The 13,171-nt window shown below is 66.4% G+C and carries 17 protein-coding genes; all 17 read left to right on the forward strand.

Going from position 1 to position 13,171, the window contains the following annotated elements; translation table 11 throughout:
- Window positions 1-5 precede the first annotated feature (5 nt).
- The 17 genes from bopB to bscC are packed head-to-tail and all read left to right on the forward strand — an operon-like array spanning window position 6 to window position 13,168.
- A complete protein-coding gene (gene bopB, locus BN118_RS04190; RefSeq protein ID WP_014905549.1) occupies window positions 6-1,214 on the forward strand; it encodes a type III secretion system translocon subunit BopB in 1,209 nt (402 codons plus the stop codon).
- Between the two features lie 23 nt (window positions 1,215-1,237).
- Window positions 1,238-1,699 (forward strand): SycD/LcrH family type III secretion system chaperone BcrH2, encoded by a 462-nt coding sequence (gene bcrH2, locus BN118_RS04195; RefSeq protein WP_003809889.1) that lies wholly within the window; start codon window positions 1,238-1,240, stop codon window positions 1,697-1,699.
- A 4-nt stretch (window positions 1,700-1,703) separates the two neighbouring features.
- Window positions 1,704-2,225 (forward strand): type III secretion system protein Bcr4, encoded by a 522-nt coding sequence (gene bcr4, locus BN118_RS04200; protein WP_010930823.1) that lies wholly within the window; start codon window positions 1,704-1,706, stop codon window positions 2,223-2,225.
- Window positions 2,222-2,629 carry a SctI family type III secretion system inner rod subunit BscI gene (gene bscI, locus BN118_RS04205; protein WP_010930822.1) on the forward strand — a complete coding sequence of 136 codons (408 nt, stop codon included), beginning with the start codon at window positions 2,222-2,224 and terminating at the stop codon, window positions 2,627-2,629. Before bcr4 ends, bscI begins: the two co-directional genes overlap by 4 nt.
- On the forward strand, window positions 2,626-3,450 hold the full coding sequence (bscJ, locus tag BN118_RS04210; protein WP_010930821.1) for a SctJ family type III secretion inner membrane ring lipoprotein Bsc: 825 nt from the start codon (window positions 2,626-2,628) through the stop codon (window positions 3,448-3,450). Before bscI ends, bscJ begins: the two co-directional genes overlap by 4 nt.
- Window positions 3,443-4,105 (forward strand): SctK family type III secretion system sorting platform protein BscK, encoded by a 663-nt coding sequence (gene bscK, locus BN118_RS04215; RefSeq protein WP_003820059.1) that lies wholly within the window; start codon window positions 3,443-3,445, stop codon window positions 4,103-4,105. Before bscJ ends, bscK begins: the two co-directional genes overlap by 8 nt.
- The gene (gene bscL / locus BN118_RS04220; RefSeq protein ID WP_010930820.1) at window positions 4,075-4,713 is read left to right on the forward strand and encodes a SctL family type III secretion system stator protein BscL; all 639 of its coding nucleotides are present in this window, start codon (window positions 4,075-4,077) and stop codon (window positions 4,711-4,713) included. Before bscK ends, bscL begins: the two co-directional genes overlap by 31 nt.
- 4 nt (window positions 4,714-4,717) lie before the next feature.
- Window positions 4,718-6,052 carry a SctN family type III secretion system ATPase BscN gene (bscN, locus tag BN118_RS04225; RefSeq protein ID WP_003820061.1) on the forward strand — a complete coding sequence of 445 codons (1,335 nt, stop codon included), beginning with the start codon at window positions 4,718-4,720 and terminating at the stop codon, window positions 6,050-6,052.
- Window positions 6,052-6,561, forward strand: a complete 510-nt coding sequence (bscO, locus tag BN118_RS04230) for a type III secretion system central stalk protein BscO (protein ID WP_003820063.1) — start codon at window positions 6,052-6,054, stop codon at window positions 6,559-6,561. Before bscN ends, bscO begins: the two co-directional genes overlap by 1 nt.
- Window positions 6,558-7,106 (forward strand): type III secretion system protein BscP, encoded by a 549-nt coding sequence (bscP, locus tag BN118_RS04235; RefSeq protein WP_010930819.1) that lies wholly within the window; start codon window positions 6,558-6,560, stop codon window positions 7,104-7,106. The genes bscO and bscP overlap by 4 nt, the downstream gene beginning before the upstream one ends.
- Complete coding sequence (gene bscQ, locus BN118_RS04240) at window positions 7,103-8,182, forward strand: SctQ family type III secretion system cytoplasmic ring protein BscQ (protein WP_010930818.1); 1,080 nt, start codon at window positions 7,103-7,105, stop codon at window positions 8,180-8,182. The genes bscP and bscQ overlap by 4 nt, the downstream gene beginning before the upstream one ends.
- Window positions 8,179-8,850 carry a SctR family type III secretion system export apparatus subunit BscR gene (bscR, locus tag BN118_RS04245; RefSeq protein ID WP_004568087.1) on the forward strand — a complete coding sequence of 224 codons (672 nt, stop codon included), beginning with the start codon at window positions 8,179-8,181 and terminating at the stop codon, window positions 8,848-8,850. Before bscQ ends, bscR begins: the two co-directional genes overlap by 4 nt.
- 5 nt (window positions 8,851-8,855) lie before the next feature.
- Window positions 8,856-9,122 carry a SctS family type III secretion system export apparatus subunit BscS gene (gene bscS, locus BN118_RS04250; RefSeq protein WP_010930817.1) on the forward strand — a complete coding sequence of 89 codons (267 nt, stop codon included), beginning with the start codon at window positions 8,856-8,858 and terminating at the stop codon, window positions 9,120-9,122.
- A gap of 11 nt (window positions 9,123-9,133) precedes the next feature.
- Window positions 9,134-9,934 (forward strand): SctT family type III secretion system export apparatus subunit BscT, encoded by an 801-nt coding sequence (gene bscT / locus BN118_RS04255; RefSeq protein ID WP_010930816.1) that lies wholly within the window; start codon window positions 9,134-9,136, stop codon window positions 9,932-9,934.
- Complete coding sequence (gene bscU, locus BN118_RS04260; protein WP_014905550.1) at window positions 9,931-10,980, forward strand: SctU family type III secretion system export apparatus subunit BscU; 1,050 nt, start codon at window positions 9,931-9,933, stop codon at window positions 10,978-10,980. Before bscT ends, bscU begins: the two co-directional genes overlap by 4 nt.
- Window positions 10,977-11,375, forward strand: a complete 399-nt coding sequence (bscW, locus tag BN118_RS04265) for a type III secretion system protein BscW (protein WP_014905551.1) — start codon at window positions 10,977-10,979, stop codon at window positions 11,373-11,375. Before bscU ends, bscW begins: the two co-directional genes overlap by 4 nt.
- Window positions 11,366-13,168, forward strand: a complete 1,803-nt coding sequence (gene bscC / locus BN118_RS04270; protein WP_014905552.1) for a SctC family type III secretion system outer membrane ring subunit BscC — start codon at window positions 11,366-11,368, stop codon at window positions 13,166-13,168. Before bscW ends, bscC begins: the two co-directional genes overlap by 10 nt.
- Window positions 13,169-13,171: the final 3 nt, after the last annotated feature.

Consider the following 13,171-nt stretch of genomic DNA (forward strand, 5'->3'; position numbering starts at 1 on the left):
CAATCTTGAGGATGACCGTCATGAGTACGACCATATCCACAGCCCCGAGCGGCGCCGCGCTTGCGCCGTCTCGCATAGATATGCGGGCGCCGGAGCCCGGGAGTGCCGGCGAAGGCGCCGGTATCCTGGCGTCGGTGACGACGCTGGCTCTGGCGGCGGGCCGGCCGGCTTTGCCAGCGTCACCGTCGCTGCGCACCGCGCCCGTCCTGGATCCGCCAGTGCGCGATCTCAGCCCCGCCGACTTGGCCGACCTGCTGCGCGTCTTGCGATCCAGGGCGGTGGACGGGCAGTTGGCCACGGCGCGCGAGAACCTGCAGGATGCGCAAGTCAAGACGAAGCAGAACACCCAGGCCCAGCTCGACAAGCTGGACGCATGGTTTCGGAAGGCTGAGGACGCCGAGAGCAAGGGCTGGCTGAGCAAGGTGTTCGGCTGGATCGGGAAGGTGCTGGCGGTCGTGGCATCGGCCCTGGCTGTGGGCTTTGCTGCCGTCGCCAGCGTGGCCACCGGCGCGGCGGCCACGCCCATGCTGGTGCTCAGCGGCATGGCATTGGTCAGCGCCGTGACATCGCTGGCCGACCAGATATCGCGAGAGGCGGGAGGGCCGCCTATCAGCCTGGGCGGGTTTCTCTCCGGGCTGGCCGGACGTCTGCTGACAGCGTTGGGGGTGGATCAGTCGCAGGCCGACCAAATTGCCAAGATCGTCGCCGGCCTGGCCGTGCCCGCCGTCTTGCTGATCGAACCCCAGATGCTGGGCGAAATGGCCGAAGGCGTGGCCAGGCTGGCGGGCGCCGGCGATGCCACCGCGGGATACATAGCCATGGCGATGTCCATCGTGGCGGCGATCGCGGTCGCCGCGATCAATGCCGCCGGTACGGCCGGCGCGGGCAGCGCCTCGGCGATCAGGGGTGCCTGGGATCGGGCCGCCGCGGTAGCCACCCAGGTCCTTCAGGGGGGTACGGCAGTGGCGCAAGGCGGCGTCGGCGTGTCGATGGCAGTCGATCGCAAACAGGCCGATCTCCTGGTCGCCGACAAGGCGGATCTGGCGGCGAGCCTGACAAAACTGCGGGCGGCCATGGAGCGTGAGGCGGACGATATCAAGAAGATCCTGGCTCAATTCGACGCGGCCTATCACATGATCGCGCAGATGATCAGCGACATGGCGAGCACGCACAGCCAGGTCAGCGCCAACCTCGGACGGCGCCAGGCGGTGTAGCGCCGGGCGCTCAAGGAATTTTCATGACTGTTCATGACGACGCGGCCGCGGCGCTGCGCGCCCGGCTGGATGCGTTGCCGGGCAGCCGGCGCCTGACAGCCGAGCAATTGGAAGTGATTTACGCGATGGCGTATGCGCACGTCGCCAGGTGCGAGTACGGCAAGGCGCTGCCCATTTTCGCCTTCCTCGCGCAGTACGGCCCCACGCGCAAGCACTACTGGGCCGGCCTGGCGCTATGCCTGCAGAAGACCGACCGTCCCGACGAGGCGCGCAATATCTATGCGTTGATCCTCACGCTCTATCCAGATTCCGCGGATGCCGTGTTGCGCACGGCCGAGTGCGAGCTGGCGTTGGGTGAGAACGAACGGGCGCAGGCGGCCCTGTTCGGCGCAATCGCCATCGATGCAGAAAGTGGGCAGCCAGGTCCGGTCTCGCACCGTGCGCGCGCTTTGCTCGATCTTATTTCAGTTTCACATCCGGAGTAACTCCATGCACTCAGACTCAGGTTCAGATTCAGGCTCAGACTCAGGCTCAGGCTCACCCATGGTCTCGTCGATACATCCATCGGAACCGATACAGCCGATGGAGCATGTGCTCGAGGAGGCCGACGCCCGCCTGCTTACCGAAGTGGGTTTTCTGGCGGCGGCCGTCAGCGATCTGACGCGCGCGGACGCCATTTTCAATGCATTGCAACGTGTACGGCCGGGCCGGACGCATCCCTGCATCGGCCTGGCGGTCGCCCGCATGAACGCCGGGCTGCCCGACGAAGCCGCCGAGATCCTGGCGAATTTCCAGCCGGCACAGCCGGAGGACCGCTCGGAACTGGACGCCTGGTGCGGGTTCGCTCTGTTGCTGGCTGGCCGCTCGGACGAGGCGCGCCGCATGCTGCAGCGAGCCATCGATGCGGGTGGCGAGGCGGCAAGGCTGGCGCAGGTCGTGTTGGACAGCGGACCCGCCATGATGCGGCCCGCGCCGTTGCAGTCCGAGCCATTACCTGGAGCTCCTGGATGAATTTGGATCTGACGGCGATCAACGCCGTGCAGGAACGGCTGCTCGCTGGATCATTCGACATGCCGCGATCTCCCGCGATGGCGGATCAGGCGCGCTTTGAATTGGCGCTGGGCGAGATGCCCGGCGCATCGGCCCCGAACGGGGCGATCGCCCTGGCGCCGGTCGCGCTCGACGAGCCGCTGGGCCGTCGCATTCTTGGACAGTTGCGCGGCGGCCTGGCCGATGTGGCAGGAAAATGGCGGGCGGTGCAGACGGGCTTGGCCGAGGTGAGCCAGGCGCCTACCGTGGTGGGTATGCTCGATCTGCAGGCCAGGTTGCTACAGGCATCCGTGGAGTACGAGTTGGTGGGCAAGGCAATAGGGCGCGCCACCCAAAACGTCGATACGCTGGCGAGAATGTCATGAACGCCATCGGGGCGATCCAACGGTATCGGCGCGGCGCGGGATGGGCGGCCCTGGTGCTCGCCCTGGCGCTGCTGGCCGGCTGCGGTGCCCGCGTCGAGCTGTTGGGCGCGGCGCCCGAGAACGAAGCCAACGAAGTATTGGCGGCGCTGCTCGAGGCAGGCATCGCTGCGCAGAAGCAGTCCGGCAAGGCCGGCTACGCGGTTTCGGTGCCGGCCGAGGCGGTGGCCCGGTCGCTGGAGATCCTGCGCGCAAGCGGCCTGCCCCGCGAGCAGTTCGACGGAATGGGACGCATATTCCGCAAGGAAGGCCTGGTTTCATCGCCGCTCGAAGAGCGCGCCCGCTACATTTATGCGCTGTCTCAGGAATTGGCCGACACCCTGTCGCAGATCGACGGCGTGCTCAGCGCCCGTGTGCACGTGGTGCTTCCCGAGCGCGGCGCGGTCGGCGAGCCGGCCACCCCTTCGACGGCAGGGGTGTTTCTCAAGTACCGCGACGGACAGAGCCTCGACGCGCTCGTGCCCGAGATCCGCAAGCTGGTCACGCATGCCATCCCGGGCCTGGCCGAGGACCGTGTATCGGTTGCCCTGGTGGTGGCCCAGCCCGTTCAGGCCGCACCCGCGCCGGTCGCGTGGCGCCGCGTGCTTGGCGTACAGGTCGCGGACGGATCGGTCCTGAGATTTTCGCTGTTGCTGCTGTTGTTGCCGGTGCTGTGCCTGATAGTGGCGGGGGCCGCGCTCTACGTCTGGCGCACGCGCTGGTCCCGCGGCGAAGGGCGCGGCGGCGCTGGCGCCGGCGCCACGGAAGGAGCCGGGCATGACTGAGGCGAGCGTGCTGCTTTCCGAGCGGCTCATGATATTCAATCTCCTGCCCAGCCTGACCCTGCATGCCAGTCGCCACGACGAGATGTTTCCAGCCGATTGGGTGCGCGCGTTGTGCAATGCCGACGCGGCGTTGGCCAACGCGTGGCATCGCCATTGGTCGCGCTGGATCTTGTGCGAATTGGGCCTGCTGAACCAGCCGGTCCTGAGCCTCGATCCGCCGCAGTTGAAGGTCGCGCTATTGTCCACGGACGCCTTGCGGACCTGCGCCGCCCATGCGGGAGCGCTGCTGTGCGCGCCGCGCCTGCGACGCGCGATAGACGGCGCCGAGGTCCGTACCTTGCATGCCGCGCTCGGGCGCGATGTGATGAATTTCGCCGTGTCTTCCGCGGCGCGGGCCCTGCATGACGGGCTCGCCGCCAGTTCGGACTGGACCCTGGCCGCCACGGTCCAGGCGGCGCAGAAACTGGGCTGGGCCCTGCTGCGCGACGCCGTGCAGGGCGCCGCCGACGAGATAGCGCTGCGTTGCGCGCTGAAGTTGCCGCGCGACCTTGATCCCGCGCCCGTCCTGCCGCCCGAGGCGGCGCTTGCGCTGGTGCTGTCCATGCTCGAAATCCTGGATGCAGAATGGCTTTCCTCGTTCCCCGCCCAAGCCTGATCCAGGCGGTACGGCCCGGCCGTGCGGATCCCGCGACCGACGTCTTGCGCGCTGAAGACTACGCCGAGCTGCTCAGCGCCGCGCAGATCGTTGCCCAGGCACACCGGCGGGCCGGCGAAATCGTGGCCGAGGCGCGAGAGGAGTTCGAGCGCGAGCGCAGGCGAGGCTATGAGGAGGGGCGCCGCGAAGCGCTTACGGATCAGGCGGAGAAGATGATAGAAACCGTAAGCCGCACGATCGACTACTTCGCGGGTATCGAGAACGAGATGATCGAACTGGTCATGAGTGCGGTCCGCAAGATCGTCGACGGTTACGACGACCGCGAGCGCACCGTGATCGCCGTGCGCAACGCATTGGCGGTCGTGCGCAATCAGCGCCAGATGACCTTGCGCCTGCACCCAGACGAGGTGGATGTGCTCCGGGAAGGCATGAACCAGCTTCTGGCGGCCTATCCGGGCGTGGGCTACCTGGACCTGCTGCCCGACGCCAGGCTGGCGCCGGGAGCCTGCATACTGGAGAGCGAGATAGGCATGGTCGAGGCCAGCCTCGAGGACCAGCTGTGCGCCTTGCGGGCGGCCTTCGAACGTACATTCGGCCGGCGCGGATAGGGGCATGCGTCAGTACCACTACATCACGGAGATGATGCGGGTGGCCCTGCAGGATCTGTCCACGCTGCGGATAAAGGGCCGGGTGGTGCAAGTGGTGGGAACGATCATCAAGGCCGTCGTTCCGATGGTCAAGATCGGCGAAGTGTGCCTGCTGCGCAATCCCGGCGAGGACTTCGAGATGCACGGCGAAGTGGTGGGCTTTGTCCGCGACGCCGCCTTGCTCACGCCTATCGGCGACATGTACGGGATTTCCTCGGCGACCGAGGTGATACCGACCGGACGCACGCATATGGTCCCCGTCGGTCCGGGCTTGCTGGGACGCGTGCTGGACGGGCTGGGACGTCCGCTGGACGCCGCCGAGTCAGGGCCGCTGCATGCCCACAAGTTCTATCCGGTCTTCGCCGATGCGCCAGACCCGCTGACGCGTCGCATCATCCATGCTCCGCTGGAGCTGGGGGTGCGCGTACTGGACGGTTTGCTTACATGCGGGGAAGGCCAGCGTCTGGGAATTTTCGCAGCCGCCGGCGGCGGCAAGTCGACCCTGCTGGGCATGCTGGTCAAGGGCGCCGCGGTCGACGTGACGGTGGTGGCGCTGATCGGCGAGCGTGGGCGGGAAGTTCGCGAGTTCCTTGAGCACGAACTCGGTCCGGAGGGCAGACGCAAGAGCGTGATCGTCTGCGCGACCAGCGACAAGTCCTCGATGGAGCGTGCCAAGGCGGCGTACGTCGCCACCGCCATCGCCGAATACTTCCGCGATCAAGGGCAGCGTGTACTTTTTCTGATGGACTCGGTCACCCGCTTTGCGCGAGCCCAGCGTGAAATCGGCTTGGCGGCAGGCGAGCCGCCGACGCGGCGCGGCTATCCACCGTCGGTGTTCGCCACCTTGCCCAAACTGATGGAGCGCGCCGGCATGAACCAGACGGGTTCGATCACGGCGCTGTATACGGTGCTGGTCGAGGGGGACGACATGAACGAACCGGTGGCCGACGAGACGCGTTCGATACTGGACGGCCACATCGTGCTCTCGCGCAAGCTGGGAGCGGCGAATCACTATCCTGCCGTCGACGTGCTGGCCTCGGCCAGCCGGGTCATGAATGCCGTGGTGTCGCCGCGTCACAAGTACCTGGCCGGACGTATGCGCGAACTGATGGCCAAGTACCAGGATGTCGAGCTGTTGGTGAAAATCGGCGAGTACAAGCAGGGCGCCGATGCGTCGACCGATGAGGCGATACAGAAGATCGGACAGATCAATGCGTTTCTCAGACAACTAACCGACGAACGCGAAGCATTCGAGGATACCGTACTGCGCATGGCTGAAATCATCGGACCCGAATCCTAATGGACCTGGAAAGCCTGCTTGCCATCAAGCATTTTCGCGCCGACCAAGCCCAGCTTGCGCTGAAACGCCAACAGCAGGCCTGCGCGGTTGCTGCCGCGGCGCAGCGTCAGGCGCAAGGCCGCCTCGACGATTGTCGCCTGTGGGCCGGACAGCTCGAAAACCGTCTATATGCCGAGCTGTGCCGGCGCATCGTCAAGACACGCGACATCGACGAGGTGCTGCAACGAGTGGGCCACGCCCGCGACCGCCAGGCCAGCCTGGCGCTGCAGCTCGACGACGCCGTGCGCCGTCACGAACATGAAATCCAGCTGCTCGCGCAGCAGCGCGAGCAGCACCGGGAGTGCTTCCAGGCGCAGCAACGGATCGCCGAGTTGGTGCGCCTGCAGCAGGTCGAGGCGGCGGCCTTGCGCGAGAGCCAGGAAGATCGCGAAATTCAGGAAGCCATCGAATTGTCGGCGCGTGGGCGCGACGATGCATCGCGAGCCGGCGACGGCCTGGCGCGGCTATGAACCAGCCAGACGGGCTGGGTTCGCCCATGGCCGGCGGCGGGCAGCGCATGGGCGTGGCGCGCACGCCGTATGCGCGTCAGCCGGATCGGGATGCGCAGCGTGCCTTCGAGCGGGAAATGGAACAGGAGAAAGCGAAGGAAGAACTGCCCGGGCCGCAACGCCTGGCGCCGGGTCCGGCCTGCGTCGGCTGGCTGGCGTCGATGGAACCTGCCGCCGGCCGTCCACCGGCCAGTCTGGCCCAGGCGCTGGCAAGCGTGGCTGCGGGGCTGGCGGTAGGCGACGTGCTGGAGGGGTATCGCGAAGCCCGTATCGTTGTGGACGATACGCTGCTACCCGACACCACCTTGTCGGTACGGGAGGACGGCGGCTGGATCGTGGTGGCTTTCGCATGCCGACAACGGGACGCTTGCGAGCGCCTGCACGCGTGCGCCGACCGGTTGGCCATGGAGCTCGCGCTGGAGCTGGCGCGCGACGTCGAGGTTGCGGTGGCATGCGACGGCGAGCCGCACGAGCGGGTGGCGCGCGCGCAGCGGCCGTGGCGATGAATCGAGTGGCCGGCGGGGCGGCGGCGCAGGCCGCTGGCATGGTGGATCTCGCGGTTCCGCGGTTGAGCGCCGGCGAGGCCCATGCCCTGTCGAGGATTGCATGCCATGGCGCGCGATTCGACGTTCGGCTTGGCGAGCCGGCCGTGCGCTGGCACTGCGCCCTGACGCCTTGCGTGCACGGCGACCTTGCCGATGGCGAGATGGAAAGCCTGCAACTGCAATGGGCCGGGACGTACATCGGCCTGACGGTTCCGCGCGCGGCCGCGGCGGGATGGCTGGCGGCGCGCCTGCCCCGGTTTTCCGGCGTGGAGTTGCCGGAACCCATTGCGGCGGCGGCCCTGGAGGCAATGCTGGAGGAGGTCTGTCGAGGCGTGGCCGGACTCGACCAGCAAGGCCCGGTCCGCGTGGCGCGGCAAGGCGGGACGCCACCGGTCCAGCCGCATCGCTGGACCCTGACGGTACGGGCGCCTGACGGTGGCGTCTGGCGCGCGGTACTGGCGTGCGACGCATGGGCCTTGCAAGCGGTCGCGGCGGCGCTGGATTCCGTTGCGCCTGCCGATGGTCGGGTCAATCCGGAGCGCGTGCCGGTCAGGTTGCGTGCCGATGTCGGCGCGGCGTCCGTGACCGCAGGCCAGCTGCGGACGCTGCGAGCGGGCGACGTCGTGTTGCTCGCGCAGTACCGGGTGAGCGATGCCGCAGAACTATGGTTGTCGGCCGGACCCAGCGCGATCCGGGTACGGGCCGAGCATGCGTCTTTTCGTGTAACTCAAGGTTGGACTCCCATCATGACGGAACCCGCGACACCTGACCCTGGCGAAACCCCGGCACAGGCCGACGCGACGCTCGATACCGATCAGATACCCGTGCGCCTGACGTTCGACCTGGGCGAGCGCGAGTTCACGCTTGCGCAGCTGCGCAGCCTGCATCCGGGCTGCACGTTCGACCTCGAGCGGCCCATCGCCGACGGGCCGGTCATGGTGCGGGCCAATGGCCTGTTGCTGGGCAGCGGCCGGCTGGTCGACATCGACGGCCGCATCGGCGTGGTATTGCAGTCGGTCAGGCCTGGACTCGCATGAGCGATACCGACCCCTTCAGCCTGGCCCTGTTTCTGGCGCTGCTGGCGCTGGTACCGCTCATCGTCGTCATGACCACGTCGTTCCTGAAGATCGCCGTCGTGCTTGCCTTGGTGCGCAACGCCCTGGGAGTGCAACAGGTACCGCCCAACATGGCCCTGTACGGGCTGGCGCTTATTCTTTCCGCGTATGTGATGGCGCCGGTCGTTCACAGGATAGGCACCGAGGTCCAGGCCTTGACCGCGCAAGCCGGGGAGTCCGGCACCGCCGCGCCGATGGCGCTGGACGCCGTGCTTGGCGTGGCCGAGCGAGGCGTGGGGCCGCTGCGGGCCTTCATGTTGCGCAACAGCCAGCCGGCCCAGCGTGATTTCTTCCTGCGCACAGCGCGTCATCTCTGGGGCGAGGAGGCATCGCGGGACCTGTCGGAAGACAACCTGCTGGTATTGACGCCCGCATTTCTGGTTTCGGAGCTGACCGCCGCATTCCAGCTTGGCTTTCTGCTGTACCTGCCGTTCATCATCATCGACCTCATCGTATCGAACATTCTTCTTGCCATGGGAATGATGATGGTTTCTCCCGTGACGATCTCCATGCCGTTGAAGCTGTTCCTGTTCGTCATGGTGGACGGCTGGACGCGCCTGATCCAGGGCCTGGTGCTTTCCTATCGGTGACCAGCATGCAAACCCAAGACCTGGTTTCGTTCATGACACAGGCGTTGTACCTGGTGCTCTGGCTGTCGCTGCCGCCCATCGCCGTGGTGGCGATCGTGGGAACGCTGTTTTCCCTGTTGCAGGCCTTGACGCAGGTGCAGGAGCAGACCCTGTCCTTCGCCGTGAAGCTGATAGCCGTGTTCGCCACGCTGATGCTGGCGGCCCGGTGGATAAGCGCGGAAATCTATAACTTCACGATTGCGGTGTTCGATGCCTTTCATCGGATCCACTGAGCGGCCAATCGATGCACACGGAGTTCAATTTCGTCGAGGCGAAGGTTTTCCTGGGAACGCTGGCCATGACGCAACCGCGGATACTCACGGCCATGCTCTTTCTGCCGATGTTCAACCGTCAGTTTCTGCCTGGTCCGCTGCGTTACGCCGTCGGCGCCTGTCTCGGGCTGATCGTGGTTCCCCAGCTGGCGCCGCAGTATGCCGCGCTGGATATCGACTGGCCCCGGCTGCTGGCGCTGCTGGCCAAGGAGGCGATGGTGGGCATGTTCCTGGGTTGGCTGGCTGCCTTGCCATTCTGGATCTTCGAGGCCATCGGCTTCGTCATAGACAACCAACGGGGCGCCAGCCTGGGCGCTATCCTCAACCCCGCCACGGGCAACGATTCGTCGCCCATGGGCATTCTCTTCAATCTGGGATTCATGGTGTTCTTCCTGACGGCGGGCGGATTCGGGTTGTTCGCCACGATGCTGTATGACAGCTTCGGGTTGTGGAACATCTGGGCGTGGTGGCCGTCCATGCCCGCACAGGGCGCCGTGCGGATGCTGGACCAGTTCAGTGGCTTTGCCGCGCGTGTCCTGCTGCTGGCCTCGCCGGCCATCGTGGCCATGTTCCTGGCCGAGCTGGGCCTGGCCCTGATCAGCCGCTTCGCGCCTCAACTGCAGGTGTTCTTCCTGGCTCTGCCGGTAAAGAGCGCGCTGGTGCTGTTCGTGCTGGTGCTGTACATGGCAACGTTGTTCCAGTATGCAGGCGAAATCCTGGGTTCTGTGGGCCGGATCGTGCCGTTCCTGCATTCAGCGTGGCCCGGCCCATGAGCGGCGAGAAAACCGAGCAGCCCACCCCGAAGCGCCTGCGCGATTCCCGCGAGAAAGGCGAGGTCGCACACAGCCGGGACTTTACCCAGACGGCGCTGATATGCGCCTTGTTCGGGCACTTTCTGATCAATGCCCCGTCCATTCTCGCGTCGCTGCGAGCGCTGATACTGGCGCCGGCGGCCTTTGCCGACCAGGGGTTCGCCGTCGCATTGGGGCCCGTGCTGACGGAAATCCTCGATCAGGCCGTCCGCGTGCTCGCTCCGCTGATTCTCATCGTGCTTGGGGTGGGGATGTTCGCCGAATTCCTGCAGGTAGGCGTCGTGCTGGCGTTTCGAAAGCTCAAGCCTTCGGCGGAGAAACTGAATCCCGCCGGCAATTTGAAGAATATCTTCTCGGCGCGCAACCTGATGGAGTTCATCAAGTCGGTATGCAAGATCCTGTTTCTGGCGGTGTTGGTCACGTTGGTGATACGGGATTCCTTGCAGCCGCTGATGGCCGTTCCCCATAGCGGGCTGGACGGGTTGCGAACGGGCGTAGGCCGCATTCTGCAGGTCATGGTCTGGAACATCGGACTGGCGTACGGGGCGATTTCGCTGGCGGACCTGGCCTGGCAGCGTTACCAGTATCGCAAAGGCTTGCGGATGAGCAAGGACGAAGTGAAGCAGGAGTACAAGGAGATGGAAGGCGATCCCCATATCAAGCAGCAACGCAAGCACCTGCACCAGGAGCTGATCATGCATGGCGCGGCGGCCCAGGTTCGCCGGGCGACGGTGCTGGTGACCAATCCGACACACCTGGCCGTGGCCCTGTACTACGCGGCGGGCGAGACGCCCTTGCCGCGCGTGCTGGCCATGGGGCAGGGAGCCGTGGCCGCTCTCATGGTCGAGGCCGCGCGCGATGCCGGCGTGCCGGTCATGCAGAACGTCGCGCTGGCCCGCGCCTTGCACGACCAGGCGGAGGTGGACCAATACATTCCCGGCGAGTTGGTGGAGCCGGTGGCCGCGGTGTTGCGGGCGGTGCGCCAGGCACTCAAGGAGCAGACATGACAGCAACCATTCATCCCGATATTGCCGATTATGCGCGACGCCATGGCCTCGAACCCTCGGTCGACGCCGATGGCGGGCTTGCCGTCCGGATCGACGGACGGCATCGCGTCAGGTTGATCCCCGCCGAAGACGGCATGCTGGTGTTGCGGGCGCGGCTGGCCGAGCTGCCCGATGGGTGGCAGGCGCGCGCGGCGCAGTTGCGCCGGGCGGGCCTGCTGGCCAGCGCCATGGCCCCTGCGACCGATGCGTACTGCGGCATAGACCAGGGCGAAACCGCGTTGTATCTGCACCAGCGCGTCACACCGGCCGGCAGTGCGCTGGCGGTGGACGAGGCGGTGGGCGAGTTCGTCAATGCCTTGGCCACTTGGAAAAGGGCGATGGCGCAATGGCAATAGGTCGGCTTGGGTATCTTGTCCGCGGCGCATGGGCCGGGGGTGTCATGCTGTTGGCGGCCGGTAGCGCCTGGGCGGCGCCGAACTGGCCTTTGGCGCCGTATAGCTACTACGCGCAGCAGCAGAGCCTGTCCGATGTGCTGCGCGAGTTCGCCGCAGGCTTCAGCCTGGCGTTGCAACAGGGCAAAGGGGTGCAAGGCGTGGTCAATGGGCGTTTCAATGCGCGCACACCCACGGAGTTCATCGAGCGTCTCAGCGGCATCTATGGGTTCAACTGGTTCGTGCATGCCGGCACGCTGTATGTCAGCCGCACCAGCGACGTGGTTACCCGCGCGGTGGATGCAGCCGGCGCTTCGCCGTCGGCGTTGCGCCAGGCCTTGCTGCAACTGGGCATCCTGGACGAACGCTTCGGATGGGGAGAGCTGCCGGCGCAAGGCGTGGCCATGGTGTCAGGGCCGCCGGCCTATGTCGCGCTGGTCGAGCAGGCGGTAGCGGCGTTGCCCAAGGGGGCCGGCAATCAGCAGGTGGCGGTGTTTCGCCTCAAGCATGCTTCCGTGAGCGACCGGGTGATCCGTTATCGAGACCAGCAGGTAGTTACGCCGGGGATGGCCACCATGCTGCGCCAATTGATCCTGGGGGCGGGGCCGGGCAACGACGCGGCGCTGGCCGCGGTGGCGGCGCCGCTGCGGGAAAATCTGCCGGTGTTCGGCGATGCGGCAGCTGACGGGAACGCGCCGCTCGCTGGCGCAGCCCAGGCAGCCGGCCGGCGCCTGAGCGAGCCCAGCGTGCAGGCCGACACGCGCCTCAATGCCTTGATCGTGCAGGATATTCCCGAACGGATGCCAATCTACCGTGCCCTGATCGAGCAGTTGGATGTGCCCAGCACCCTGATCGAAATAGAGGCCATGATCGTGGACGTCAATACCGATCTGGTCAACGAGCTGGGTGTCACCTGGGGGGCGCAGATCGGAACCACCAGCCTGGGCTATGGCGATCTGGGGCTGCGTCCCGGCAACGGCCTGCCCGTGGACGGCGCGGCGGCCGACCTGGCGCCCGGAACCTTGGGGATCAGTGTCAGTACCCGGCTGGCGGCGCGCTTGCGTGCGTTGGAGTCGGACGGGCAGGCCAATATCCTGTCTCAGCCGTCCATCCTGACCGCCGACAACCTCGGCGCCATGATAGACCTGTCGGATACCTTCTACATTCGCACCCTGGGCGAGCGCGTAGCGACGGTCACGCCTGTCACGGTGGGTACGTCGTTGCGTGTGACGCCGCGCTATATCGCCGCCAAGGGAGGACGCCAGGTGGAATTGGCGATCGATATCGAGGACGGACGGGTCTTGCAGGAGTATCCCATCGATGGTCTGCCCCGGGTTCGGAAAAGCAGCATCAGCACGCTGGCGGTGGTGGGGGACGAGCAGACGCTGCTGATCGGCGGCTACAACAATCGCCGTGACGAAGAGCAGGTCGAGAAAGTGCCGCTGCTGGGAGATATCCCCGGCCTGGGGTTCTTGTTCTCGAGCAAGTCCCGGGCGGTACAGCGCCGCGAGCGGCTGTTCCTGATCCGGCCGCGTGTCGTGGCTATCGAGGGCAAGCCGGTCTTCAGCCCCGTTGCGGGCACGTCGCAGGTGTTCATGAGCACGGGTTGGGGCGGGCATGGCAGCAGCCTGAGCATTGCACCCGGCGAGGGCGGGCATACACAAGTGCGTCATGATGCCCGGGCGGGCAGGCCGGTCCGGCTGGTGCCGGATTCATTGCATGTGGAGTATGGCGAGGCGGGGGAGGCGTCGCCCTGAGCG

This window comes from Bordetella pertussis 18323 (assembly GCF_000306945.1).
GTDB classification, from domain to species: domain Bacteria; phylum Pseudomonadota; class Gammaproteobacteria; order Burkholderiales; family Burkholderiaceae_B; genus Bordetella; species Bordetella pertussis.

What these genes read in the sequence shown, in the direction of transcription:
- bscT (WP_010930816.1), top strand. Translation starts at nt 9,134, where the DNA reads ATGCACACGGAGTTCAATTTCGTCGAGGCGAAGGTTTTCCTGGGAACG.
- bscR (WP_004568087.1), top strand. Translation starts at nt 8,179, where the DNA reads ATGAGCGATACCGACCCCTTCAGCCTGGCCCTGTTTCTGGCGCTGCTG.
- bscI (WP_010930822.1), top strand. Translation starts at nt 2,222, where the DNA reads ATGAATTTGGATCTGACGGCGATCAACGCCGTGCAGGAACGGCTGCTC.
- bscO (WP_003820063.1), top strand. Translation starts at nt 6,052, where the DNA reads ATGGACCTGGAAAGCCTGCTTGCCATCAAGCATTTTCGCGCCGACCAA.
- bscK (WP_003820059.1), top strand. Translation starts at nt 3,443, where the DNA reads ATGACTGAGGCGAGCGTGCTGCTTTCCGAGCGGCTCATGATATTCAAT.
- bscL (WP_010930820.1), top strand. Translation starts at nt 4,075, where the DNA reads ATGGCTTTCCTCGTTCCCCGCCCAAGCCTGATCCAGGCGGTACGGCCC.
- bscS (WP_010930817.1), top strand. Translation starts at nt 8,856, where the DNA reads ATGCAAACCCAAGACCTGGTTTCGTTCATGACACAGGCGTTGTACCTG.
- bscQ (WP_010930818.1), top strand. Translation starts at nt 7,103, where the DNA reads ATGAATCGAGTGGCCGGCGGGGCGGCGGCGCAGGCCGCTGGCATGGTG.
- bscN (WP_003820061.1), top strand. Translation starts at nt 4,718, where the DNA reads ATGCGTCAGTACCACTACATCACGGAGATGATGCGGGTGGCCCTGCAG.
- bscC (WP_014905552.1), top strand. Translation starts at nt 11,366, where the DNA reads ATGGCAATAGGTCGGCTTGGGTATCTTGTCCGCGGCGCATGGGCCGGG.
- bscP (WP_010930819.1), top strand. Translation starts at nt 6,558, where the DNA reads ATGAACCAGCCAGACGGGCTGGGTTCGCCCATGGCCGGCGGCGGGCAG.
- bcrH2 (WP_003809889.1), top strand. Translation starts at nt 1,238, where the DNA reads ATGACTGTTCATGACGACGCGGCCGCGGCGCTGCGCGCCCGGCTGGAT.
- bscU (WP_014905550.1), top strand. Translation starts at nt 9,931, where the DNA reads ATGAGCGGCGAGAAAACCGAGCAGCCCACCCCGAAGCGCCTGCGCGAT.
- bscW (WP_014905551.1), top strand. Translation starts at nt 10,977, where the DNA reads ATGACAGCAACCATTCATCCCGATATTGCCGATTATGCGCGACGCCAT.
- bcr4 (WP_010930823.1), top strand. Translation starts at nt 1,704, where the DNA reads ATGCACTCAGACTCAGGTTCAGATTCAGGCTCAGACTCAGGCTCAGGC.
- bscJ (WP_010930821.1), top strand. Translation starts at nt 2,626, where the DNA reads ATGAACGCCATCGGGGCGATCCAACGGTATCGGCGCGGCGCGGGATGG.